13 protein-coding genes are annotated in these 19,576 nt (G+C 62.0%); 10 read left to right on the top strand and 3 right to left on the bottom strand.

Annotated features, from left to right (window positions below):
• Window positions 1-12: 12 nt before the first annotated feature.
• Together C2L65_RS09190 and C2L65_RS09185 are read left to right on the top strand one after the other, a co-directional pair.
• Window positions 13-1,299: a polysaccharide biosynthesis/export family protein gene (locus C2L65_RS09190; protein ID WP_042310051.1), complete on the top strand. Its 1,287-nt coding sequence runs from the start codon at window positions 13-15 to the stop codon at window positions 1,297-1,299.
• A 57-nt stretch (window positions 1,300-1,356) separates the two neighbouring features.
• Window positions 1,357-3,591: a GNVR domain-containing protein gene (locus tag C2L65_RS09185; RefSeq protein ID WP_052426925.1), complete on the top strand. Its 2,235-nt coding sequence runs from the start codon at window positions 1,357-1,359 to the stop codon at window positions 3,589-3,591.
• Between the two features lie 693 nt (window positions 3,592-4,284).
• Here C2L65_RS09185 and C2L65_RS09180 read toward each other — a convergent pair.
• Window positions 4,285-5,388 carry an acyltransferase family protein gene (locus C2L65_RS09180; protein WP_042310055.1) on the bottom strand — a complete coding sequence of 368 codons (1,104 nt, stop codon included), beginning with the start codon at window positions 5,386-5,388 and terminating at the stop codon, window positions 4,285-4,287.
• Window positions 5,389-5,603: 215 nt separating this feature from the next.
• On the bottom strand, window positions 5,604-6,998 hold the full coding sequence (locus tag C2L65_RS09175) for a glycoside hydrolase 5 family protein (protein WP_042310057.1): 1,395 nt from the start codon (window positions 6,996-6,998) through the stop codon (window positions 5,604-5,606).
• Window positions 6,999-7,398: 400 nt separating this feature from the next.
• Here C2L65_RS09175 and C2L65_RS09170 point away from each other — a divergent pair, with 400 nt between their 5' ends.
• From C2L65_RS09170 to C2L65_RS45445, 8 genes are all read left to right on the top strand, one after another.
• Window positions 7,399-8,502: a glycosyltransferase family 4 protein gene (locus C2L65_RS09170; protein ID WP_042310058.1), complete on the top strand. Its 1,104-nt coding sequence runs from the start codon at window positions 7,399-7,401 to the stop codon at window positions 8,500-8,502.
• A complete protein-coding gene (locus C2L65_RS09165) occupies window positions 8,490-9,707 on the top strand; it encodes a glycosyltransferase family 4 protein (RefSeq protein WP_042310060.1) in 1,218 nt (405 codons plus the stop codon). Before C2L65_RS09170 ends, C2L65_RS09165 begins: the two co-directional genes overlap by 13 nt.
• Window positions 9,708-9,787: 80 nt before the next feature.
• Window positions 9,788-11,203, top strand: a complete 1,416-nt coding sequence (locus C2L65_RS09160; RefSeq protein ID WP_229511649.1) for a hypothetical protein — start codon at window positions 9,788-9,790, stop codon at window positions 11,201-11,203.
• Between the two features lie 207 nt (window positions 11,204-11,410).
• The gene (locus C2L65_RS09155) at window positions 11,411-12,352 is read left to right on the top strand and encodes a glycosyltransferase family 2 protein (RefSeq protein WP_233446448.1); all 942 of its coding nucleotides are present in this window, start codon (window positions 11,411-11,413) and stop codon (window positions 12,350-12,352) included.
• A gap of 13 nt (window positions 12,353-12,365) precedes the next feature.
• Window positions 12,366-13,463 carry a glycosyltransferase family 4 protein gene (locus C2L65_RS09150; RefSeq protein ID WP_042310071.1) on the top strand — a complete coding sequence of 366 codons (1,098 nt, stop codon included), beginning with the start codon at window positions 12,366-12,368 and terminating at the stop codon, window positions 13,461-13,463.
• 298 nt (window positions 13,464-13,761) lie between these two features.
• The gene (locus C2L65_RS09145; RefSeq protein ID WP_158660408.1) at window positions 13,762-15,801 is read left to right on the top strand and encodes an acyltransferase family protein; all 2,040 of its coding nucleotides are present in this window, start codon (window positions 13,762-13,764) and stop codon (window positions 15,799-15,801) included.
• Between the two features lie 261 nt (window positions 15,802-16,062).
• A complete protein-coding gene (locus C2L65_RS09140) occupies window positions 16,063-17,166 on the top strand; it encodes an acyltransferase family protein (RefSeq protein WP_042310073.1) in 1,104 nt (367 codons plus the stop codon).
• A 334-nt stretch (window positions 17,167-17,500) separates the two neighbouring features.
• Window positions 17,501-17,869, top strand: a complete 369-nt coding sequence (locus tag C2L65_RS45445; protein WP_156132333.1) for a hypothetical protein — start codon at window positions 17,501-17,503, stop codon at window positions 17,867-17,869.
• 65 nt (window positions 17,870-17,934) lie between these two features.
• On the opposite strand, the gene C2L65_RS09135 is transcribed toward C2L65_RS45445, so the two are convergent.
• The gene (locus C2L65_RS09135; protein WP_052426926.1) at window positions 17,935-19,416 is read right to left on the bottom strand and encodes a flippase; all 1,482 of its coding nucleotides are present in this window, start codon (window positions 19,414-19,416) and stop codon (window positions 17,935-17,937) included.
• Window positions 19,417-19,576: the final 160 nt, after the last annotated feature.

Here is a 19,576-nt window from a genome sequence, read left to right as displayed (position 1 = left end):
GGGGGTTTGACCATGCAACTCAACCGAGTTTGCGAGAAATGGAAGACACAGGCGCGCGCCGCGCGCCTGTGTTCGTGGTGGCGAACGGTTCGCTCGCGTGTGAGGCTCGACCTTGCACGCGCAATCCGTTTGGTCGCATCTGGATGGGCGGCGCCCGCAGCCGCGGCTGTGCTGCTGTCGGGATGCGCGCTGTCGCCGGGGATGACATTCAGGGGTATGCCTTCGGGCAACACCGTTGGGGCGGCGGGTGCCGCGCAGACCGCGGCAGGCCGCGCAGGTTCGCAGGATGCGACGGGCGGCGATCGCGCACCCACGGGTTCGCTCGTCGAAATCACCGATGACCTGGTCGCGAAGCAGCAAGAGGAACGGCCAACAGGCGTGTCGGCCGATGTGCGTAATCTGTTCGCAAAGGCGGAGCCTTATGTGATCGGGCCGGGTGACGTCCTCAGCATCGTCGTGTGGGATCACCCGGAACTCAGCATGCCGGCGGCAACGACGGGAGGCGGACCGAGCACGTCGGGCGCCCCTGCCGTCGCGCCGGGCTATACGGTCGATACGAATGGCTTTATCCAGTACGCCTATATCGGGCCCATCAAGGTTCAGGGGTTCTCAGAAATGGGCGTGCGGGACATGCTCACCGCCAAGCTGGCCCGCTACGTCAGGCAGCCGCAGATGACGGTGCGCGTCGAGACTTACCGTAGCAAGCGCGTCTATCTCGACGGCGAAGTGAAAACGCCGGGCGTGCAGGTGCTCAACGACGTGGCGATGACGCTTCCCGAGGCGATCAACCGGGCAGGCGGCTTTACCGACAAGTCGGATCGATCGAAAGTATCGCTGACGCGCGGCGACGAGACGGTGCTTGTCGATATGCCGGACATGATCCGCAACAACGTGAACCCGGACCGGATCATCCTGCGCGATGGCGACCTGGTCCGTGTTTACGCGGCGAACGACAGCAAGGTCTTTGTGATTGGCGAAGTCCAGCGTCCCGGCGGGCTGCCGTTCAACAACGGGCGCATGACGCTGAATCAGGCGCTGGGCGACGCGGGCGGCATCAGCCAGACTTCCGGCGACGCGTCGCAGGTATACGTCGTGCGTGGCCGCGAGGTGAGCAAGCGCGTGGTCTACCACCTCGACGCGACCTCGGCCTCCGCGATGGCAACGGCCGACTCGTTCGAACTCAAGCCGAACGATGTCGTGTTCGTCGACGCTTCCTCGCTCGTCAAGTGGAGCCGCGTCATTGGTCTGATCCTGCCGGCCACCCAGGCGGCGTCGGCGACCCGGGCACTCGGCTACTGATAGTTGTATATCCATGCACGTGCCCGGCGCGCTCGCGGGCACCGACGGAGAGATAGATTGAAACAGCGTGAATATCTGCTAGAGGGGTCGGTCGACGACGGCGTATTGCCGCCGGAGGGCGGGTACGTCGGCAAGCTTCTCGATACCCTTTATGAAGGCCGCAAGACTATCGTCATCATTGCGGCGCTCTTTACACTCGTGGGCCTCGTCTACGCGATGCTCGCGCGCCCCGTCTATCAGGCGGACATGCTCATCCACGTGGAGGATAGCGATGGCGCCGCGAAAAACGCACTAGCCGATGTGTCGTCGATGTTCGCGGTGAAAACGGCGGCCTCGGCGGAGATCGAAGTGCTGCGCTCGCGGATGGTCGTCTCGCGTGCCGTCGAAGCCACGCAGCTTTATATCAACGCGTCGCCGCGCTATTTCCCGGTGGTGGGCCGGTGGATCGCGACGCACCTGAACGTGTCGAGCTGGTCAGGCCGTGGCGGCTACGCGTGGGGCGACGAGGCGATCACCGTGGCGCACTTCGACGTACCCGACCGGCTGCACGGGGCGAAATTCATCGTCACGCTGAAAGGCAACGGTGCGTACACGCTCGTACACAATGGCATGGACCTGCCCGGCCGGGTCGGCGAGACGCTGCATGTCGAGGTGCCGGGCGGCGCGATCGACCTGCTGGTGAGCGCAATCGACGGACACCCCGGCGTCACCTTCGAGCTGTCACGCTCGTCCGCGCTTGCGGCGACCCTTGATCTGCAAAGCAGGCTGATGATCTCCGAGAAGGGCAAGGAGTCGTCGGTGATCGGCGCGGCACTGGAAGGCGGCGACCCGGTGAAGACGAGCGTGATCCTGAACGCGATCGGCAACGAGTACATGCGGCAGAAAGTGCAGCGCACGCAGGAGGAAGCCGAGAAGTCGATTGCGTTCCTCAACCAGCAATTGCCGGAGTTGAAGGCGACGCTCGAAAGGGCCGAAGAGGAATACAACCAGTTCCGTTCGGAGCACGGTGCGGTCGATCTGGGCGCGGAAGCCTCGGCCTTGCTGCAGAGCTCTGCGCAGGCGCAAAACCGCATTGCCGAGTTGCGGCAGCAGCGCGCCCAGCTCGACGCGCGCTACATGCCCGACAATCCCGCGCTGATTGCGATGAACGGGCAGCTGGAGGAGGCTGAGAAGGCGATGGCCGAACTGGCCGTGCAGACCAAGCGGCTGCCGCCCCTCGAGCAGAGCGTGCTGCGGCTGCAACGCGAAGTCCAGGTCGACACGAACATCTACACGAACCTGCTGAACACCAAGGAGCAGTTGCGTCTGGCCAAGGCGGGCAAAATCTCGAATGCACGTCTGATCGACAGCGCTGCCGTGCCGGAGGGCCCGATCCGGCCCAAGCGCGCGCTGATCGTGGTGGCGGGTTCGCTCACGGGTCTGTTCGTCGGCGCGGGGCTCGTGCTGTTCAAGCGCAGGATGAATAGCGGTATCGCGATGGTCGACGAAATCGAGGCGGGCGCGGGTCTGCACGTCTATGCCTCCGTGCCGCGCAGTCGCGTGCAGCAAATGCTCACACGGCGTCTGCCGGAGGGCCTGCCAGGTACGTGCAGCGTGCTGGCGCGCACGGCGTCGTTCGATTCGGCCGTCGAGAGTCTGCGCAGCTTCCGGGGTGCGCTCGAGTTCGCGTTGCGCGATGCGCCCAACCACGTCGTCTTGCTCGCCGGCCCGACGCCGATGGTGGGCAAGTCGTTTGTGTCGGTGAATCTGGCGGCGCTGCTGGGTTCGTCGGGCCACCGTGTGCTGCTCATCGACACGGACCTGCGGCGCGGCACGCTGAACGCCCACGTAGGCGTGCGTGCGAGCCCGGGTATCACGGACATCATGCAGGGCGCACACTACGATGCCGTGGTGCATCGGAGCATCATGCCGGGTGTCGACTTCGTCGCGAACGGCGGCTATGTGACCAATGCGGCCGAGCTGCTTCGGCATCGCAACTTCGCGCGCTTTGTTGAATGGGCCGACAGCGAGTACGACGTCGTTCTGATGGACGCGCCGCCTATTCTGCCAGTTGCCGATCCAGGCATCGTCGCCCATCTGGCGGGCATGGTGTTCCTGGTTGCGCGCCAGGGTGTGACGAGCGTATCGGAGCTGCGCGAATCGGTGCGCCGTTTTGAACAGATCGGTGTGCCGATCCGCGGTGTCGTCTTCAACGACATGACGTCGCGGCCCGGCAAGTACGGCAGCGAATATGCCGCCTATGGCTACGCGAGCTACAGCAATACGGGCGGCGACGCAGCGGGCGGAACCTGAACGCAGAAGCCCGGCGGTGTCATGGGCAACTCGCAACTCGCACTACGATCGCTGGGTGCTGCACCGGGGGCAATCGGGTCGGCGCTCGCGCGCGAGGCCACACGGGCGATGGCGATCGATGACCGATCGAAGTACCGCTCGCGGAAGTTCATCTTGAGCATCTGCGATTGGGTATCGTAGGTGCTAAAGGAAAGTCACCCCAGCCATCTGTTTGCGTCATCGACCAGTGCCAGTCGAGATGGTGCAAACGCTGCTTCCCGATTCCGACGACGTGTCGCATCCCCGGGCGGTCCGGGAGGTGCCGGCGCCGCCGTTCACCAGAGGCGCAGCCCGCACACCGGGATACGCCGATCCTCTCGAACCTGGGCAGATCGCTCGCCGGCGTGGAGTTCAGCACGCCTCGCGCTCACGACGTCATGCCAGCAACTGGGGTAATCGACATTGCATTGCATGCCGCGGGTGATGGTGCGCTCTCGTTCCTTGAAGGCCGCACAATCCTGTCTCACCTGAGCCCGCTGGGGAATTCGCGCGAAACGCATGTCCGGGCAGGAGGATAACGGCGTGCGCTATCTTAGGTTTCTTCCCAACGTGCTCTGAAAAGATGAGATGCGATGTGTTCAACCCGCCAAATGGGTGAGCGGCAAACATCTTCCGACTGCGCACTGATCCTGCACTGATTGCGCGCTTCGCGGGTCAGCGTGTGTCCTGGTTGACAGGCACATTGCGCGCCGTCGGGTCATCGGCGGTCATGAGCGTGTGGTTGAAGCCTGCCAGGCTGGCTCCGCGCAACCGTATGGCCGGTACGCTCTGCAAGAGCCGGCGTGCGCTCCTGTGCAGCGGCCTGTCGACGAACCAGTAGAGTGCTCCGCCCACGGCTGTCGCCACGATGATGATCATCGTCACCGCGACGGGGCCGGTGGCGTCAACGCCATCGATCGCCGACGTCAGTAGCTTGCGCGCGGCTTCGACACAGTACGGATGGCTAAGGTAGATGGCGTAACTGGCGTCGCCGACGAATATCGCCCCTTTGGTGAGCGGGCCTGAGCCCATCGTCGATTCGAGACTCAGGCTGCAAGCGACCAGCAGGAAAGCCGGAACGCCGAAATACAGCAGGTGTGAGTCCGACAGGGCGTTCCAGCTCACGTATGCCATCCACGTGTAGGCCGCGACTGCTATGCCGCCGGCAAGCGCTGGCTTGATCCGCAGCCCGCGGTTCCACAGCCGGTAAACCACGAAGCCCAGCGGAAATTCGAAGATGCGCTGTAACGAATAGAATTCTGCAATCGCACCATGTGAACGGGATGCATTCGCCGCGACAAATATCACGAGGATCAGCGCCGACGCGAACAGCAGCCGGTAGCGGCGCATCAGCATCAGCGAAATGGCCGCGACCACGTAGAACATCATCTCGTAGTTCAGCGTCCAGCCGACAAACAACATCGGGAAGATAAAGCCACTCTCCTTGCGATAGGGAATGAAAAGCAGCGACTTCAGCAGGTTTCCGAAGGAAGCTGTGGTCGAGTTGAACAGGGAAGGCGCGATGAGCGTGCCGGCGAGCACCACAAGCGTGAGCACCCAGTAGAGCGGCACGATTCGGGCAATGCGGTCAGAGAGGAAGCGCTGTGCGGTGATGTGGGGGCTGTCCAGCACGAGCGCGATGACGAAACCGCTCAGCACGAAAAATATGTCGACACCGAATTCTCCGAGCGCGTGCCCCGTCGGCACCATGATGTGATAGAAGATGACGTTTGTGGCGGCAACGCCTCGCAACACGGTAAGAGACTGTAGCTTGTTCATGTGTGGGGCGCGATTTGCGCGTTTGCCAATGCCAGCCGGAGCGGATGCTCTGCGATTCCGCGATTATTCTGACATTGCAAGGGCGCACGTGAGTGGCAGTTTCGTGTGTGACCGTACGCAATCCGGTAATTTTTTGAAAGGTACCGAGCACTGCCAGCAAGAGATCTCAGACAGAAAACGCATTTGCACCCGCGAGCAGGTGCCGCTCGACGTGCTCAGGTTCCCGCTGTGTCCGCGAGTGTGACTTCGAGCAGAATCACGTGGTCGGGTACGTCAATAGGGAGTTGGCGCACGTCGCGCTGACTTGCGATCGGCGCCGCCGAAACGAGCGGATCGTACACGTCGACACGGCGTGCTGTCGCGCCGAAATCGACGTTGACGCGGGCTGGCGGCATGGTGACGGGCGTTCCCTTCGCCCGGTCCCAGATCTTCGTTTCGTTCCATAGCGCAAGCACGAAGCGACCGTCCTTTTTCTGCAGCAGCAGACTGTTTGCCGATGGAGGCATATCCGACAGGGTGTACGAAAGCGTGCTGCGCGCCGCGTCTTTTGCACGGGGCGTCGTGCTGGCTTTGAGGATCGTCGTGAGATTGCGAACTGCGTGGGCCACGGGCTTCGGGCTGTTATCGAAGCGAAACATCCCGAAGTGCATTTCGCCGCTCTTGTTCTGCGGATCGGACTTTTCGTCGAGCAGTTCGTAGATATAGATCCGCTTCACGCCCGCCGCGGCCGAGTCCATATAACCGTTGAGAATGCCTTTGGCCTGGGACGCCTCGTCGACACCGATCATGTACCAGCCCGACTGAGGCATCGAGAAGTAGCCGAATTCGGTGATGACGACCGGCAGATTGTATTTCTTGATGCTATCGATGGCCGAAGGGATCCAGCTGCCGCCGTGCGGTGCGTTATAGCTGGGTTGATCGCCGTTTTGCGGATAAGCATGCTGGTTTGCGTAATCGGCGGAACCCGCGCGCGTTTCGACTGACTTGAGGTCGTAGCCAGTGAGGTCGTAGACGGGTACACCGGCAAGCGCCGGCGTGCTCCGCACGCGTGCGTAGATATCGCGCTGCGCGGCGAGGCCGGCAGGGGTGCCGTTGAGGCCGCGATACGGGACCGGAAAGTTGTCGATCTCGTTGAAGCCTTCGATCGCCGCAACGCTGCCGGGCACGGCAGTGTTCAACTGCGCGGCCAGATCGACCGACTCCGCGATGTTCGAGCGCACCAGGAAGTTGAACCTGACGCCGCGTTGCGCGAGAAACACATAGCTCTCGAATGGCGCGCTGGGGCCGGGCGTGTAGTCGCGAACGTAGCGCAGGCCGAGCCAGTTCATATCGTCGGCGACGTTACGCACATTGGCGTAGGCACCGTCCGTATAGTTGACGTGGGTGACGACACCGAGCGTGTCGATGAAGGCGTCGACAGGCATGGCCCGCACGGGATCGGCCGCGTACGCGGCCGATGCCCACGCGAGCACGCAGAGGCTCGTAGCGAGACTTTCGCCGGCGCGCGTACCAAACCACCTGTGAGGCTTCGCCCGGCTTGCGTAGCGCGAACCGTGAGAGGCCGACTGGCAGGCAGGCAGGGCAGGGATGCTTGCTACGGGATGCTTCACGGCGTATTCCTCGCGTGCGACGGCTGCCGGCTCCGGGCGCTTTGCCCCATGCCGGCACCGTCGATGTGTTTGCCTCGGTCGGAGGCGAATGCAGCGGTCATTCTGATGCGTTGCGGCATCCGTGGTGTGTGCGACGGCGAACGGATACCTGTTTCGCGGAGCATCAGATTTCACTTGCGATGCAAACGGCGCCGTCCGTAGACAACTATCAGGCGTTCAGCACCGGCATCGCGCGCGAATTGGCGTGCCATGAGCGACGGCGAACATTCGCCGCAGGGGACATCGGACACACTTCAAGCCATATAACTAGTAAGGCGTGGCTTGTCGAATCCGGTCGTGTGTCGCGGTGACTTCGCGCACGGATGACGTCCGGTCATGAGCGACACCTCGGACCCTGTCGATGACACACGTGCATACCCCCAACCTGTTGATCAATGGCCGCTTCCTTGGCCGACGTGCGACGGGTGTCGATCGTTTCGCATTCGAGACCATCCGCGCGCTCGATCAACTGATCGAGCTGCGCGATCCGCTTGTCGCCGGATTGCAGGTCGAGATCATCGTTCCCGAAGCACTGACCGCCATGCCGAATCCTTTTCGGCACGTCGGGCTGCGAGCCAGTGGGAAAGGCGGCGGTGTGCGTTGGGAGCAACTTGCGCTACCGCAGGCTGCGCGCGGCCGCCTGCTGCTCAACCTGTGCAACTCGGGACCGCTGATGTACCGCCGTCAGGTGACGGTCCTGCACGACGCAGCGCCCACGCGCGTGCCCGACAGCTACAGCCGGTCGTTTGTCGCCTGGTATCGCCTGATGGCGCCGCGCCTTGGCCGTGTATCGCGCCGTGTCATTACCGTTTCGGAATTCTCGCGGCGCGAACTGTGTGACGCTTACCGGATTCCGGTCGGCAAGATCGGCGTCGTGTCGGAGAGCGGCGAGCACATGTTGCGCGTGCAAGAGGACGAAGGGACCGTGGCACCCACGCTGAATGGGCGTCCGTTCGTGCTTGCCGTCGGCAGCCTCAACCGGCACAAGAATTTTCAGCTCGTGGCCGAGGCCGCGCGCCTTATCGACGATGCGCAGTTCGACATCGTGGTGGTGGGCGGCGGCGATCCGCGAGTGTACGGGGCAGGCAAGGACGCGTTGCCCGCCTTCGTGAAGCACCTCGGCTACGTGAGCGATGGTGAACTGGCCGCGCTTTACCGGCGTGCAGCGTGCTTTGTCTATCCATCGCGCTACGAGGGCTTCGGGCTGCCGCCCGTCGAAGCGCTGGCACTGGGCTGTCCCGTGATCGCTTCGAGACTGCCCGCCGTACAGGAAGCGTGCGGCGATGCCGTGCTCTACACGTCGCCTGACGATCCCGCAGAACTGGCGCGCCTGCTCGAACGGATCACCGCCGACGCCACGTTGCGTGCAAACCTGCGCGAGCGTGGCCGCGCACGGACGGAAGAACTGACCTGGCGCGCGACGGCTGCCAGGTTGATCGAGGAGATTTCGCCGTGGCTAATGTAACGCTTGCCCCAACCCCTGCTAACGACATACGTCGCTTTGGCCGCGTAGCGCTCGTCCATGACTGGCTCGCTGCGTATGCGGGTTCGGAGAAGGTGGTCGAGCAGATACTTCAACTGTTCCCACACGCCGATCTGTACAGCGTCGTCGATTTTTTCCCTGAGGCGCAGCGTGATGTGCTGGGCGGAAAACGCGCGCATACCTCCTTCATTCAGCATCTGCCGCGCGCGCGCAAATCATTTCGCCACTATCTTCCGCTGATGCCGCTGGCGATCGAGCAGTTCGATCTGTCCAGCTACGATCTCGTGATTTCGTCGAACCATGCGGTGGCCAAGGGCGTACTGACGGGCCCGCATCAGGTCCACGTGAGCTATGTGCATTCGCCGATTCGCTACGCGTGGGATCTGCAGCATCAATATCTGGCCGAGGCGGGCATGCAGCGCGGCGTGAAGAGCTGGATCGTGCGTCTGCTGCTTCATTACATGCGTATCTGGGATCACCGCACCGCGCATGGCGTGGATGCTTTCATCGCCAATTCAGCCTTCGTGGGCCGGCGCATTCGCAAGGCCTACGGCAGCGACGCCACGGTGGTCTATCCGCCCGTCGATGTCGAGCGTTTCGAACTCAGCACGGAGCGCGAGGACTTTTATCTGATTGCTTCGCGCATGGTCCCGTATAAACGCATTCCGCTGATCGTCGAGGCCTTTGCGGCGATGCCTTCGCGGCGCCTCGTGGTGATCGGCGATGGGACGGATTTCGCGCGCGCCAAGGCATGCGCGACGCCCAACGTGACGCTGCTCGGCTATCAGCCGGATGCCGCACTGGTCGACTACATGCAGCGCGCGCGCGCATTCGTCTTTGCCGCGGAAGAAGACTTCGGTATTTCGGTAGTCGAAGCGCAGGCCTGCGGTACGCCCGTCATTGCGTTGGGTCGCGGCGGCGTGCGGGAAATCGTCATCGAATCACAGGATCCCGAACGGGCGACGGGGCTCTTTTTCAACGAACAGAGCGTCGCTTCCATCGTCGATGCGGTGGAGCGCTTCGAACAGTCGCCGCCGTTCCACGCGGAAGTGTGCCGCCGCAATGCACTGCGCTTTACGAAAGAACGGTTCAAGCGCGAGTTCCTGGGTGTGGTGGAGCGCGCCGTCGAAGCCAGCAGAGTACCCGCCGATCCGGCGCCGGAGATTCGCCGCTGGCGCTCTGCCTGAGCCGTGCAACACAGCAAGTCCGCTCGCGCATGCGTGCGGCGAATGGAGGGGGTGAAGCAGTGCTGTCAATATACGGAGTCTTGGTAATCGTCATCGGACTACTGGTGCTCTATTCGTCATTTCGCGGTGCTATTTACGCGATGGCGGCATTTTCGCTGTTCGCAATGACGCTTGCGCTGAATCTGGGCGGCGTGGGCATCATGCCGGCGCAGCTCTTTCTCATTTTCTTTGCCCTAAGGGCGTTCAATCTGGTCGGTGGAAAGGGGATCGGCGACACGCTCTCGATGGAAAAGCCGGGTTTCTGGCTACTCTGTACCTGCGTGTGGGGTGTCGCAGGCGCCGTGATCTTGCCGCGTCTGCTGCAGGGCTCGACGCTCGTGTTCCCGGTCGACCGCAGTATCCCGGGTGTTGCCATGCTGCAGCCGCTCGGCCCCGTTTCCGGCAATCTGTCGCAGGCGATCTATCTGATCGGCGATCTCGTGGTGTATGCCTGCATGTATGCGTTTCTCAAGTATCGCGGTGCATACCGGGTATTGGCGAACGGCATTTTCCTGCTCACCATTCTCGATGTGTCGGCGGGCGTGATCGATTTCGTCACTCATGCTGCCGGTCTGGATGTGATGTCGGTCATCAAGACGGCTCAGTACGCCGATCTGAGCGGGGAAGAGTTGGGCGGACTGGTGCGCATCACGGGCACGTTCGCCGAGACTTCTGCGTTTTCGAGTTTCACGCTGCCGCTGTTCGTCTTTTGCCTCAATCTCTGGCTGCTCGGTTATCGCGCGAAGCTGTCGGGGGCGCTCGCGATAGCGACGGGGACACTGTTGCTGATGTCCACTTCCGGCACGGCGTATGTCGGGCTGGCCATATACATGTGTATCCAGGTGTTCAGCCGGCCCGGCCGTGTTGCGCCCGGTGCCGTCGAGCGCCAGCAGCGGATGTGGATCATCGCGGCTTGCGCGGGCGTGCTTGGCACCCTCTACGTGATCCTGTTCATGCCGAGCGTGGCGAAAGCGCTGACCGATTTCGTCGACGCCACCGTCATGAGCAAGGCGGGTAGCTCGTCGGGCATCGAACGGATGAGCTGGAACACGCAAGGCGTGACGAACTTCCTGGAGACTTACGGGATAGGCGTGGGCCTGGGCAGCATTCGTGCATCGAGCTTCCTCGTCGTGGTGCTGGCAAACCTGGGCGCCGTCGGCGTGATCTGCTACGGGATGTTTATTGGCAAGGCGCTGCTGTCGCCTGTCTCGGCGCATTACCCGCTGACGGAACGCGCCGTCTGCCACGCGGCACGGCACGGCATGCTCGCGACCTTGATCGTCGCTTCGCTTGCTGCTGGGGTGTTCGAACTGGGCGCGCCCTTCTACCTGTTTGCGGCCGCAGCGAGCGCGCTGTCGCAGCGTGTGCCGAGACGCGCGCCCAGGCGTCAGGAATGGGCCGCGCGGCGCATTCAGGGAAGCGTGTCGGGTGTTGTTTCTCGCATCCGTGAGCCGTAGCGCATGCACTACACGCTTCGGCTTTCAGGAAGCGCGCGTTTGCGTGGGGTAGGCAGCAGTGCTGCGTTTGCGGCATCGATAGGATGATCCTCGAGATGCTGGCGGGAATGGCTTGCTCCCATGGCACGGTCGGGACGATTGAGTCCGGTGCGAGACGGGCTGCCGTTTTCCGGTTTTCAGAAAAACATGCATTGGCCGACGAGGTGAATGTTGAATTCGACTGTCTGTTCGCAAGTAGCCGTGTCCGGGGAAATGAGCCTGCCATCGTCCGTCCGGCAAACAAAGGTCTGTCTGATCTTCGCCACGCGCGGGCGCGCCGAAGTGCTTGAACGTGTCGTCGCCTTCGTCGATGCGCAGACTGTGCAGCCCGATCTGATCATCATCTCCTGTGTATCGGACGAGGATGCCGGCAAGCTCGCAAGCCGACCCGGATTGCTCGTGATCAAGGGCCAGCCCGGTCTGACCGTACAGCGTAACCATGCCTTGAAGCACGTGCCGGATGACACCGACGTCGTGGTCCTGCTGGACGATGATTTCCTGATGCACAGCCGATGGATCGCGGAAGTGCTCAAGGCCCTGGATAGCGATCCCTCTATTTCCTGCGTCACGGGAGCGGTACTCGCCGATGGTATCCATGGGCCGGGTTATTCCGTCGAAGAAGGGCAAGCGATCCTGGCAAGGGCGACAGGCGTGCCGGAAAGCTTGCGCGTCGTTTCGACGCGCTGCCCCTACGGCTGCAACATGGCCTTTCGAGCTAGCAGCATTGCCGGACTCCGCTTCGACGAGCGTCTTGTTCTCTATGGCTGGCAGGAAGATCGCGACTTCGGCGGCCAGATCTTGAGTCGCGGCGGTCGCCTGGTGCGCATCAATACTGCACTCGGCGTGCATCTGGGCGTCAAGCGGGGCAGGGTGTCCGGCCGCAAGCTCGGCTATTCGCAGGTCATCAATCCGCTTTATCTGGTGAGCAAGAAGACCATGCCTTTGCGCGATGCAATCGATCATGTTCTGCGCAATGTCGGTAGCAACGTGGTGCGAAGTTTTGCGCCGGAGCCGTGGATCGACCGGCGAGGGCGGCTGGGCGGCAATCTGATCGGCCTGTGGGATTTCGTGCGAGGCAGGCTGACGCCCGAGCGGGCAGCAAAACTTTGAGAACCGGTGCTGCATGTACAAGACGATAGCGTTTAACGGCAAGTTTTTTGGGGCAGCGCCAACGGGCGTGCACAGGGTTGCCGAGCAGCTCATCGCCGCGATGGATGCCCTGATTGCAGAGCAGTCCGCCAATGGCGCGGACTATGCGCTCGTAGTCAGAAATAGCGCGGGCGTTCCGTCTTACCGCAATATTCTGTGCGTCAAGGAGAATCCAATTGCTCGCCGGATGCACAGAATAGCGTGGGAGCAATGCTATCTCCCGCTGGCTCGCCGGAAAGACTTCATTCTCAATCTCTGCAATCTCGGGCCGTTGTGTCATCGCGATTCAGCGACACTGATACACGATGCCCAGGTGTACTCCGCGCCCGAGTCGTATTCGTTGTCTTTCCGGCTGTGGTACAAATTTCTGTTTTTCTTTATCGGCAGACGGCACAAGCTGATCCTCACCGTGTCGGAGTTCTCAAGGCAAGAACTCGTGTACTACGGCGTTGCGAGTGCTGACAAGATCGTGGTCGTCTACAACGGCTGCGATCATGTCCTGGAGGTGCGGCCGGATGACGGGCAGCTTATGACGTTGAACCTCACACGGAAGCGCTATGTTCTCGCGCTCGCCAATACGCAGAAGCACAAGAACATCGCCATTCTTCTCAAGGCGTTCGCGAAGTCCGAATTGAAGAACGTGACGCTTGTGCTGTTCGGCGGAGCGACGAAAGCCGATTTCGAAAACCTTGGGCATGTCGTGCCGCCCAACGTGCGATTTTCTGGCCGCATTACCGATTCCGAACTCGTAGGCTTGATGGCCAACGCCGGCGCGCTTGCTTTCCCATCGCTGACGGAAGGGTTCGGTCTGCCGCCGTTGGAGGCGATGGCGCTTGGCTGTCCGGTTGTGGCTGCGCCGTTTGGCGCGCTTCCTGAGGTCTGCGGGAAGGCCGCGCTGTATGCGGACCCTTTCGATCCCGACGCGTGGAGCGAGAAGATTCGAACCGTGCTCGACGATGAAACGGTGCGTCAATCTCTGGTGTCGGCGGGGCGCCGGCAGGCTGGCATCTTCACATGGAAACGGGCGGCGCGAAGCCTGTTCGAGGCCGTGAAAGCAGTGACTCCCGCATAGCTGGAGTAAGGCTGCCGTCTGCATGAAAATGCGATGTGTTGTTGCGATGAAGAGCCACGAGCTGGAACGTGTCGTCTGATTCGTCTGTCGGATAGTAAGGATTGCGCATATATGTCAATGCTTTAAAACGAACGGCCGGTTGCGTGTCACGCGAACCGCGTTCGTCTGGAATCCATGCGCTTGCGTGCGTTAGCCAGCACAGTGCGTGCCGGTCGAGCCGATACCATCGACGTTCAAGCTGAGCCGATCAGCCATCGGCGAGGCTCGCGGTCACACGGACGTACGAGGTAAATCAACGGTGAGCGCTACATCTCGCAAGCCCGCACAGGGTTACCGGCCGGACATCGACGGTTTGCGCGCGATCGCGGTCGTTTCCGTGGTCATTTTTCATGCGTTCCCAGCGACGCTGGCGGGCGGCTTCGCCGGCGTGGACATCTTCTTCGCGATCTCCGGCTACCTGATCTCGCAGCACATCATCGAGACGCTCGATCACGGACGCTTCAGCATCGTCGACTTCTACGCGCGACGTATCAAGCGCATCTATCCGGCTCTGATGATCGTGCTGGTCGCCACCCTCGCGGCGGGCTTCGTGTTGATGACGTCGGGCGAACTGGAACGGCTCGCGCGGGAAGCGCTCGCGAGCGTTGCATTCGTCGCAAACGTCTATTTCTACTTGACGCGCGACTACTTCACCCAGGACGCGTCGGCAAGCGCGCTGCTGCATCTGTGGTCTCTCGGCGTGGAGGAGCAGTACTACATCATCTGGCCGGTCGCGCTGTTTCTGCTGTGGCGTTACACGAGCCGCCGTATGGCAACCTTGGTCATTGTCGCGGCGATCCTGCTGTCGCTCGCGAGCAGCGTGTACCTGAGCAGCTCACATGCGATCGCGGCGTTTTATCTGCCCATCGCGCGTTTCTGGGAATTGCTGTTCGGTTCGGTGCTCGCATGGGCCGAGTTTCACGCGCGCAAACGCAGTGCCTCGCAGTCGGGCAGCGAAGTGTCGACGCTGCGCGATCTCGTCGCGTTCGCTGGCCTTGCGCTGATCGTCGCGAGTTTCGTGCTGCTGGATCCGAAGAGCGTGTTTCCGGGCTGGCGCGCGGCACTGCCGGCGGGCGGCGCGACGCTCGTGATGGCCGCGGGACCGGGCGCGTGGCTCAACCGACGTGTGCTGTCGCTCAGGCCTTTCGTCTATCTCGGACTCGTCAGCTATCCGCTTTATCTCTGGCACTGGCCGGTGCTGGTCTTCGTGCGCCTTCTGAGCGGCGGCACACCGTCGATCACGATGCTGTTCGCCGCGCTCGTGGTCGCCGTCGCGCTATCGTCGATCACATTCAGCTCTATCGAAGCGCCTGCGCGCTTCAGCTTCTACGCACGCCAATACCCGGTGCGCGTTGCGAGCGTGCTATTCGCGATGATGATGGGTGTGGGCCTGTCCAGCTACGCGATCTCTCGCCACGATGGCTTGCCCGAGCGCTTCCCTGATGCGAGCTTCGGCGCGCAGCAGGAACGCTGGGTCTTCACTGACACCTGCAAGAAGGACTTTCCGGGTTCCGAATTCTGCGTGATGCCGGCGCCCAACGGACGCCCCCAGGTGGCGCTGCTCGGCGACAGTCACGCCAATCACTATTACGAAGGGCTCAAACCGGCCTTGAGCGCTCGCGGGACGGGGCTGTTTGCAGTCGGCAGCGGTAACTGTCCGCCGTTCTACGGTGTCGACATTTCGCTGGGTGGGCACGTCAAGCATTGCTCCGCGCTGTTCGACGGCGTGCTCGATTACATCGTGAAGTCGCACGACATCCAGTGGGTAGTCCTTTCGAGCTACGCCATTTCGTCGATTGCAGGCGGCCTCGATTACGACAACGGCGACTTTATCCGCCTCATGGCCGTGGACGGCAAGCGGGTGAGCGCAACGACGAACCAGTGGAAGGGCGGGAACAATCTCGACGTCTATCTCGCTGGTCTCGAACGGACTTTGGACAGGCTTACGGCAGCCGGCAAGTACGTGGTCTTCGTGCTCGACACGCCGGAGCTGGATTTCGATCCGAACGCCTGCGTGCGCCGCCCAGTGCAAATTTCGCTGCGCTCGCCGTGCGCGGTCCCGCGTGCCAAGGTAGAGCAGCGGTTGACGGGCACGCAGACACGCATCGTCGCGTTGCTGGACAAGTATCCCGACGTGAAGGTGTTCAATCCGCTGCCGTTGCTGTGCGACGCGAAGAACTGCTACGCGCGTCGCAGCGGCGAGTTCCTGTATGCGGACCGGGACCATCTGTCGCCGGACGGTTCCCGATATCTCAGCCGGAGGATCATTCAGGACATTGAGTCACGGGGCGCGAACTGAGCGATCTTGCCGTTGCGCGGATCTGCACATGATTGATGTGTGGCTTTTCGAACGGTCTCCCAGACGGCATGCCCGGTACATTGTGCAATACGTGTACAAAATCGTGCTTTTTTCGCTATCCACACGCCGCTGCGCGCTTTGCGATGGCGACTGAAAGCGAAAGCCGCTCAGGCGACACATTGCGAACCGAACGGATGAATGGCTATTTTCAGACGTCCACGCCGGCACGCTGGCTCGCGCATCGGTTTTGGGGGCAATGCAATGAAGAAGTTGGATTCGATTCAGGTGCTTCGCGCAGTCGCGGCCTTGCTGGTGGTGTTCTGCCACGGAGCGGCCGAGGTGGGCCACCATGGCGCCGCCGCAGAGCAACTGTGGCCGCTCGTGAATACGAAGGGGTTGTTCGGCGTCGATATTTTCTTCGTCGTCAGCGGCTTCGTGATGATGTATATCGTGTCAGGGCAACGCTCCGGGAGCGCGAGCGCCAGCTGGTTCATCTGCGACCGCATCGTGCGCGTCGTGCCGCTCTACTGGATGGCGACGCTGCTCTCGGTTGGCATCGGTCTCGTGCTCCCCGCACTGAAGCACAAGAACGCGTATGGCGTTGAGTACGTGCTGCGCTCGCTGTTCTTCGTGCCGTCCGCAAACCCGATGACGGGTGCATCGGAACCGGTGCTTGGGCTGGGCTGGACGCTCAACTACGAGATGTTCTTCTATGTCGTGATTTCGCTGGTGCTGCTGCTTGGTATCCGGCGCGTTTATCTCGCGGTGGCGGCGATATTCGTGAGCTTCGTCGCGCTTGGCCTCTTGCTGAAACCCGAATACCTGATCCTCAAAAGCTGGACTCATACGATCATTCTCGAGTTCGTGTTCGGCGTGCTGTTTGCGCAGTTGCGCCTGTCGGGATTCCGGATCGGCGTGCCTGCTCAGATCGCCCTGGTCGTGGCGGGTGTGGCAACCTGGCTGGCAATAGGACCGCCCGCGGACGGCGCATTCGATATGCGCGGCCTCGTGTGGGGACCGGCTGCCGCGGCGATATTCGCGGGCGTCGTCATGGGCCGCCGCGATGTCGCGTATCCGAAGCTGCTTCTTTTGATTGGCGATGCGTCGTATAGCCTGTATCTCACGCATCTGTTCATCATGCGCGGCACGTCGCTGGTGGTGGATCATCTGCCTGTCGGGGCTGTGCCGCGTGTCGTGCTGTTTTTCGTCATCTTCATACCTTGCGCGCTGGGGTTTGCGATTTTGTCCTATCGCAAGTTCGAAGTGCCAACGATGCGCCTTGGCCGGCGCCTGCTGCGGGCGCGGCTCAGCAAGCCGGTTCTTGCCGAAGGTGTGTCGACGGGGACGCAGGGTGCGGGAACCTGAGCAGGGCTGGCGCATGAGGTGATGCGTGAGCCAGGTCTCGTGCGCGGGGTTCGGGCCGCGATTTCGGCGGCTATCGGGAACTGTGGTTGGGTTCGTCGGCAGCCGTTGTCCGTATTACCGATCGTCATTGCATGGCTCGCTCAAACCGTGCGCGATCTCCACTTCGTTGAACACCACTCTTTATCACCGGGATCGACTATGGCGATCGCGGCTGCTCGTGTTCTCACAGCGCGCGAGTTTGCCCGGTTGATGTTCGTATCGAGGGAGTGATGCAGACGTGGTCGGTCTTGCATGTTGCCGGCCGCAACATGGGGAGAGCAGGGCGACGAAGCTATTGATCGAAGGAAGCAGCTCGCTGCCGCCACACAATCTGTTTCGCGGCATTCATTTGCGATATGTCCACGTCGAATACACCAAACGTGTGCCCGGTCGGCGCAAGGATGTGAAACAAGACAACCGTTATGACCGCAATTGCGCGCAGCACGGTGAGAGAGTGAAGCTTCTTCTTGTCTTTGGGTCGCAGTCTGATGTGTTAGACGATGCTGACGGACGCGGTACGCTCTGCATCATCGCGGCTATTCTGACGCCGCTGGGGGAGGGATTGCGCAGTCTGATCCGTGACCGTGCCAAACACGCTAATCATGGAACGAGTCGCTCGCGAGATCCTGTCGAAGTCCAGTATTTCCGGTCTGTGAGTCGTTGAGGTTGCGATTGGCGGCGACGCCATTGACAAAGGTACGGGGTATTGCGCGTTGCCATCCCGCGTGATCATTGGCTTTGCGCCCAACGTCGCGTGTAGTTGCGCATCGACGCGACGATGTCGAGCACACGTCCCCATGCCTGTGGTTCGGTGCGCGCGCTCCACACGAGCGAGACGACGGTCATCCCGAGCCACACCGCGATGGATGGCCATGTGAGCGGTTCGAAAACGAGTGTGCCGACATACGCTGCCACGATGATCAGCGCAGGCAGGACCAGCTTGCGTGCCGGCCGCGCATCCAGGCGCGCGGCATGGAACAGAAGTACGCCGTCGAGCAGACACCGCGCGCTCCAGGCGAGCGCTGCGCCCAGCACGCCGAAGTAATTCAGCATCCACCACAGCAGCGCAAAGAACGGCAACATTTCGTAGGCCTGGAAACGCGCGACGATGCCTGGTTTCCCAGTCGCCTGCAGGTGGCAGGCCGCGATCGATGCGAGTGAGTTGATCCAGATGCCAACGAGTATGGCTTCCCCGACCGACGTGGCGCGCGATGCGAATTCCTGACCCACCCACAGTGTGAGAAAGGGATGCATGAGGAATATGCCGAATACCGTCATCGGCGTGAGTGCGGCGGCGAGGCCGCGTATTGCGCCAGAGGAGAGTGCCGCGGCGCCTGCGGCATCGAGCGACGACAGGCGCGGAAATAGCGTCCGGACGATGGCGTTTGGAAAGAGTCGTACGCGCGCTGCGAGATTGAAGGGCACCTGATAGTAGGTGACTGCCTGCGGCCCGAGCGCATGGCCGATCATGAGACGGTCGGCCGTCTCCAGCAGCGGCTGCGCCAGGCTCGTCACGCTGATCCACGCGCCGTAGGAAAACAGTTGGCCGACCAGGTCGCGGCGCGGGCCGCCGGCGAGGCGCAACGGAAAGACGCGCCAGACCGCGAACGCGGTCACCGTCAGCGCCGCTACCCCGGCCACTAGCGTGCCGAACACCAGATAGCGCAGATTCGGCCCGAAGATGAGCGCCGCCCCGAGAGGCACGAGCTGATACATCAGCGTGACCGGGAGTGTTACCGCGTTGAGCGTGCCAAAGCGCTCGCGCCCCACGAGTGCGCCGTTGAACACGAAAATGAGATTCGAGAGCGGCACGAGACAGGCTACGTACGGCAATGCGGGCAACAACTCGACGCGCAGGGCCTCGCCCATGTCGAAGTACGCGAGCAGCACGTGCATGAGCGCATACAGTGCTATGCCGCCCACGAGACCCAGTGCTGCGTTGAGGAGCATCGCTGTCCACAGGACTGCTTCGCGCTCGCGGTGTGGCGCATCGTCGAGTTGCGCGATGCGGTTGGACGTCGCCGAAGACAGCCCCAGATCGAGAAAGCCGAAATAACCCTGCACCATCCAGACGATGGCGAGCACACCGTAGCGCCCCGCGCCGATGTGGTGGAGATAAATCGGCGTCGTCACAAGCGCAACGAACATAGGCAGGATTCCGCCCACGAAGTTGAGCGTGGCGCTGCGTTTGAGACTGGGTTTTTCGGTCATGGGGCACTCCAGTGCGCGACTTGCACATTCTGGCTGAGGCAGGCGAGAGCGTTTGTGTGTCCGCGTACGGAGAGATGGGATTTAAAGGTTAAATCTATCGAGGCATGTTCTGCGTGCGGTATCCAGCAGTGCTGCGTCTGCTACACCGATACCATGCCCT

Source organism: Paraburkholderia terrae, assembly GCF_002902925.1.
GTDB classification, from domain to species: Bacteria; Pseudomonadota; Gammaproteobacteria; order Burkholderiales; family Burkholderiaceae; genus Paraburkholderia; species Paraburkholderia terrae.
The sequence above is the reverse complement of the archived record's forward strand: the minus strand, read 5'-3'. Positions and strand labels throughout refer to the sequence as shown.

Coding starts and splice junctions, on each gene's coding strand:
- C2L65_RS09190 (WP_042310051.1), top strand. CDS start 13: ATGCAACTCAACCGAGTTTGCGAGAAATGGAAGACACAGGCGCGCGCC.
- C2L65_RS09135 (WP_052426926.1), bottom strand. CDS start 19,416: ATGACCGAAAAACCCAGTCTCAAACGCAGCGCCACGCTCAACTTCGTG.
- C2L65_RS09180 (WP_042310055.1), bottom strand. CDS start 5,388: ATGAACAAGCTACAGTCTCTTACCGTGTTGCGAGGCGTTGCCGCCACA.
- C2L65_RS09150 (WP_042310071.1), top strand. CDS start 12,366: ATGTACAAGACGATAGCGTTTAACGGCAAGTTTTTTGGGGCAGCGCCA.
- C2L65_RS09140 (WP_042310073.1), top strand. CDS start 16,063: ATGAAGAAGTTGGATTCGATTCAGGTGCTTCGCGCAGTCGCGGCCTTG.
- C2L65_RS09170 (WP_042310058.1), top strand. CDS start 7,399: ATGACACACGTGCATACCCCCAACCTGTTGATCAATGGCCGCTTCCTT.
- C2L65_RS09155 (WP_233446448.1), top strand. CDS start 11,411: ATGTTGAATTCGACTGTCTGTTCGCAAGTAGCCGTGTCCGGGGAAATG.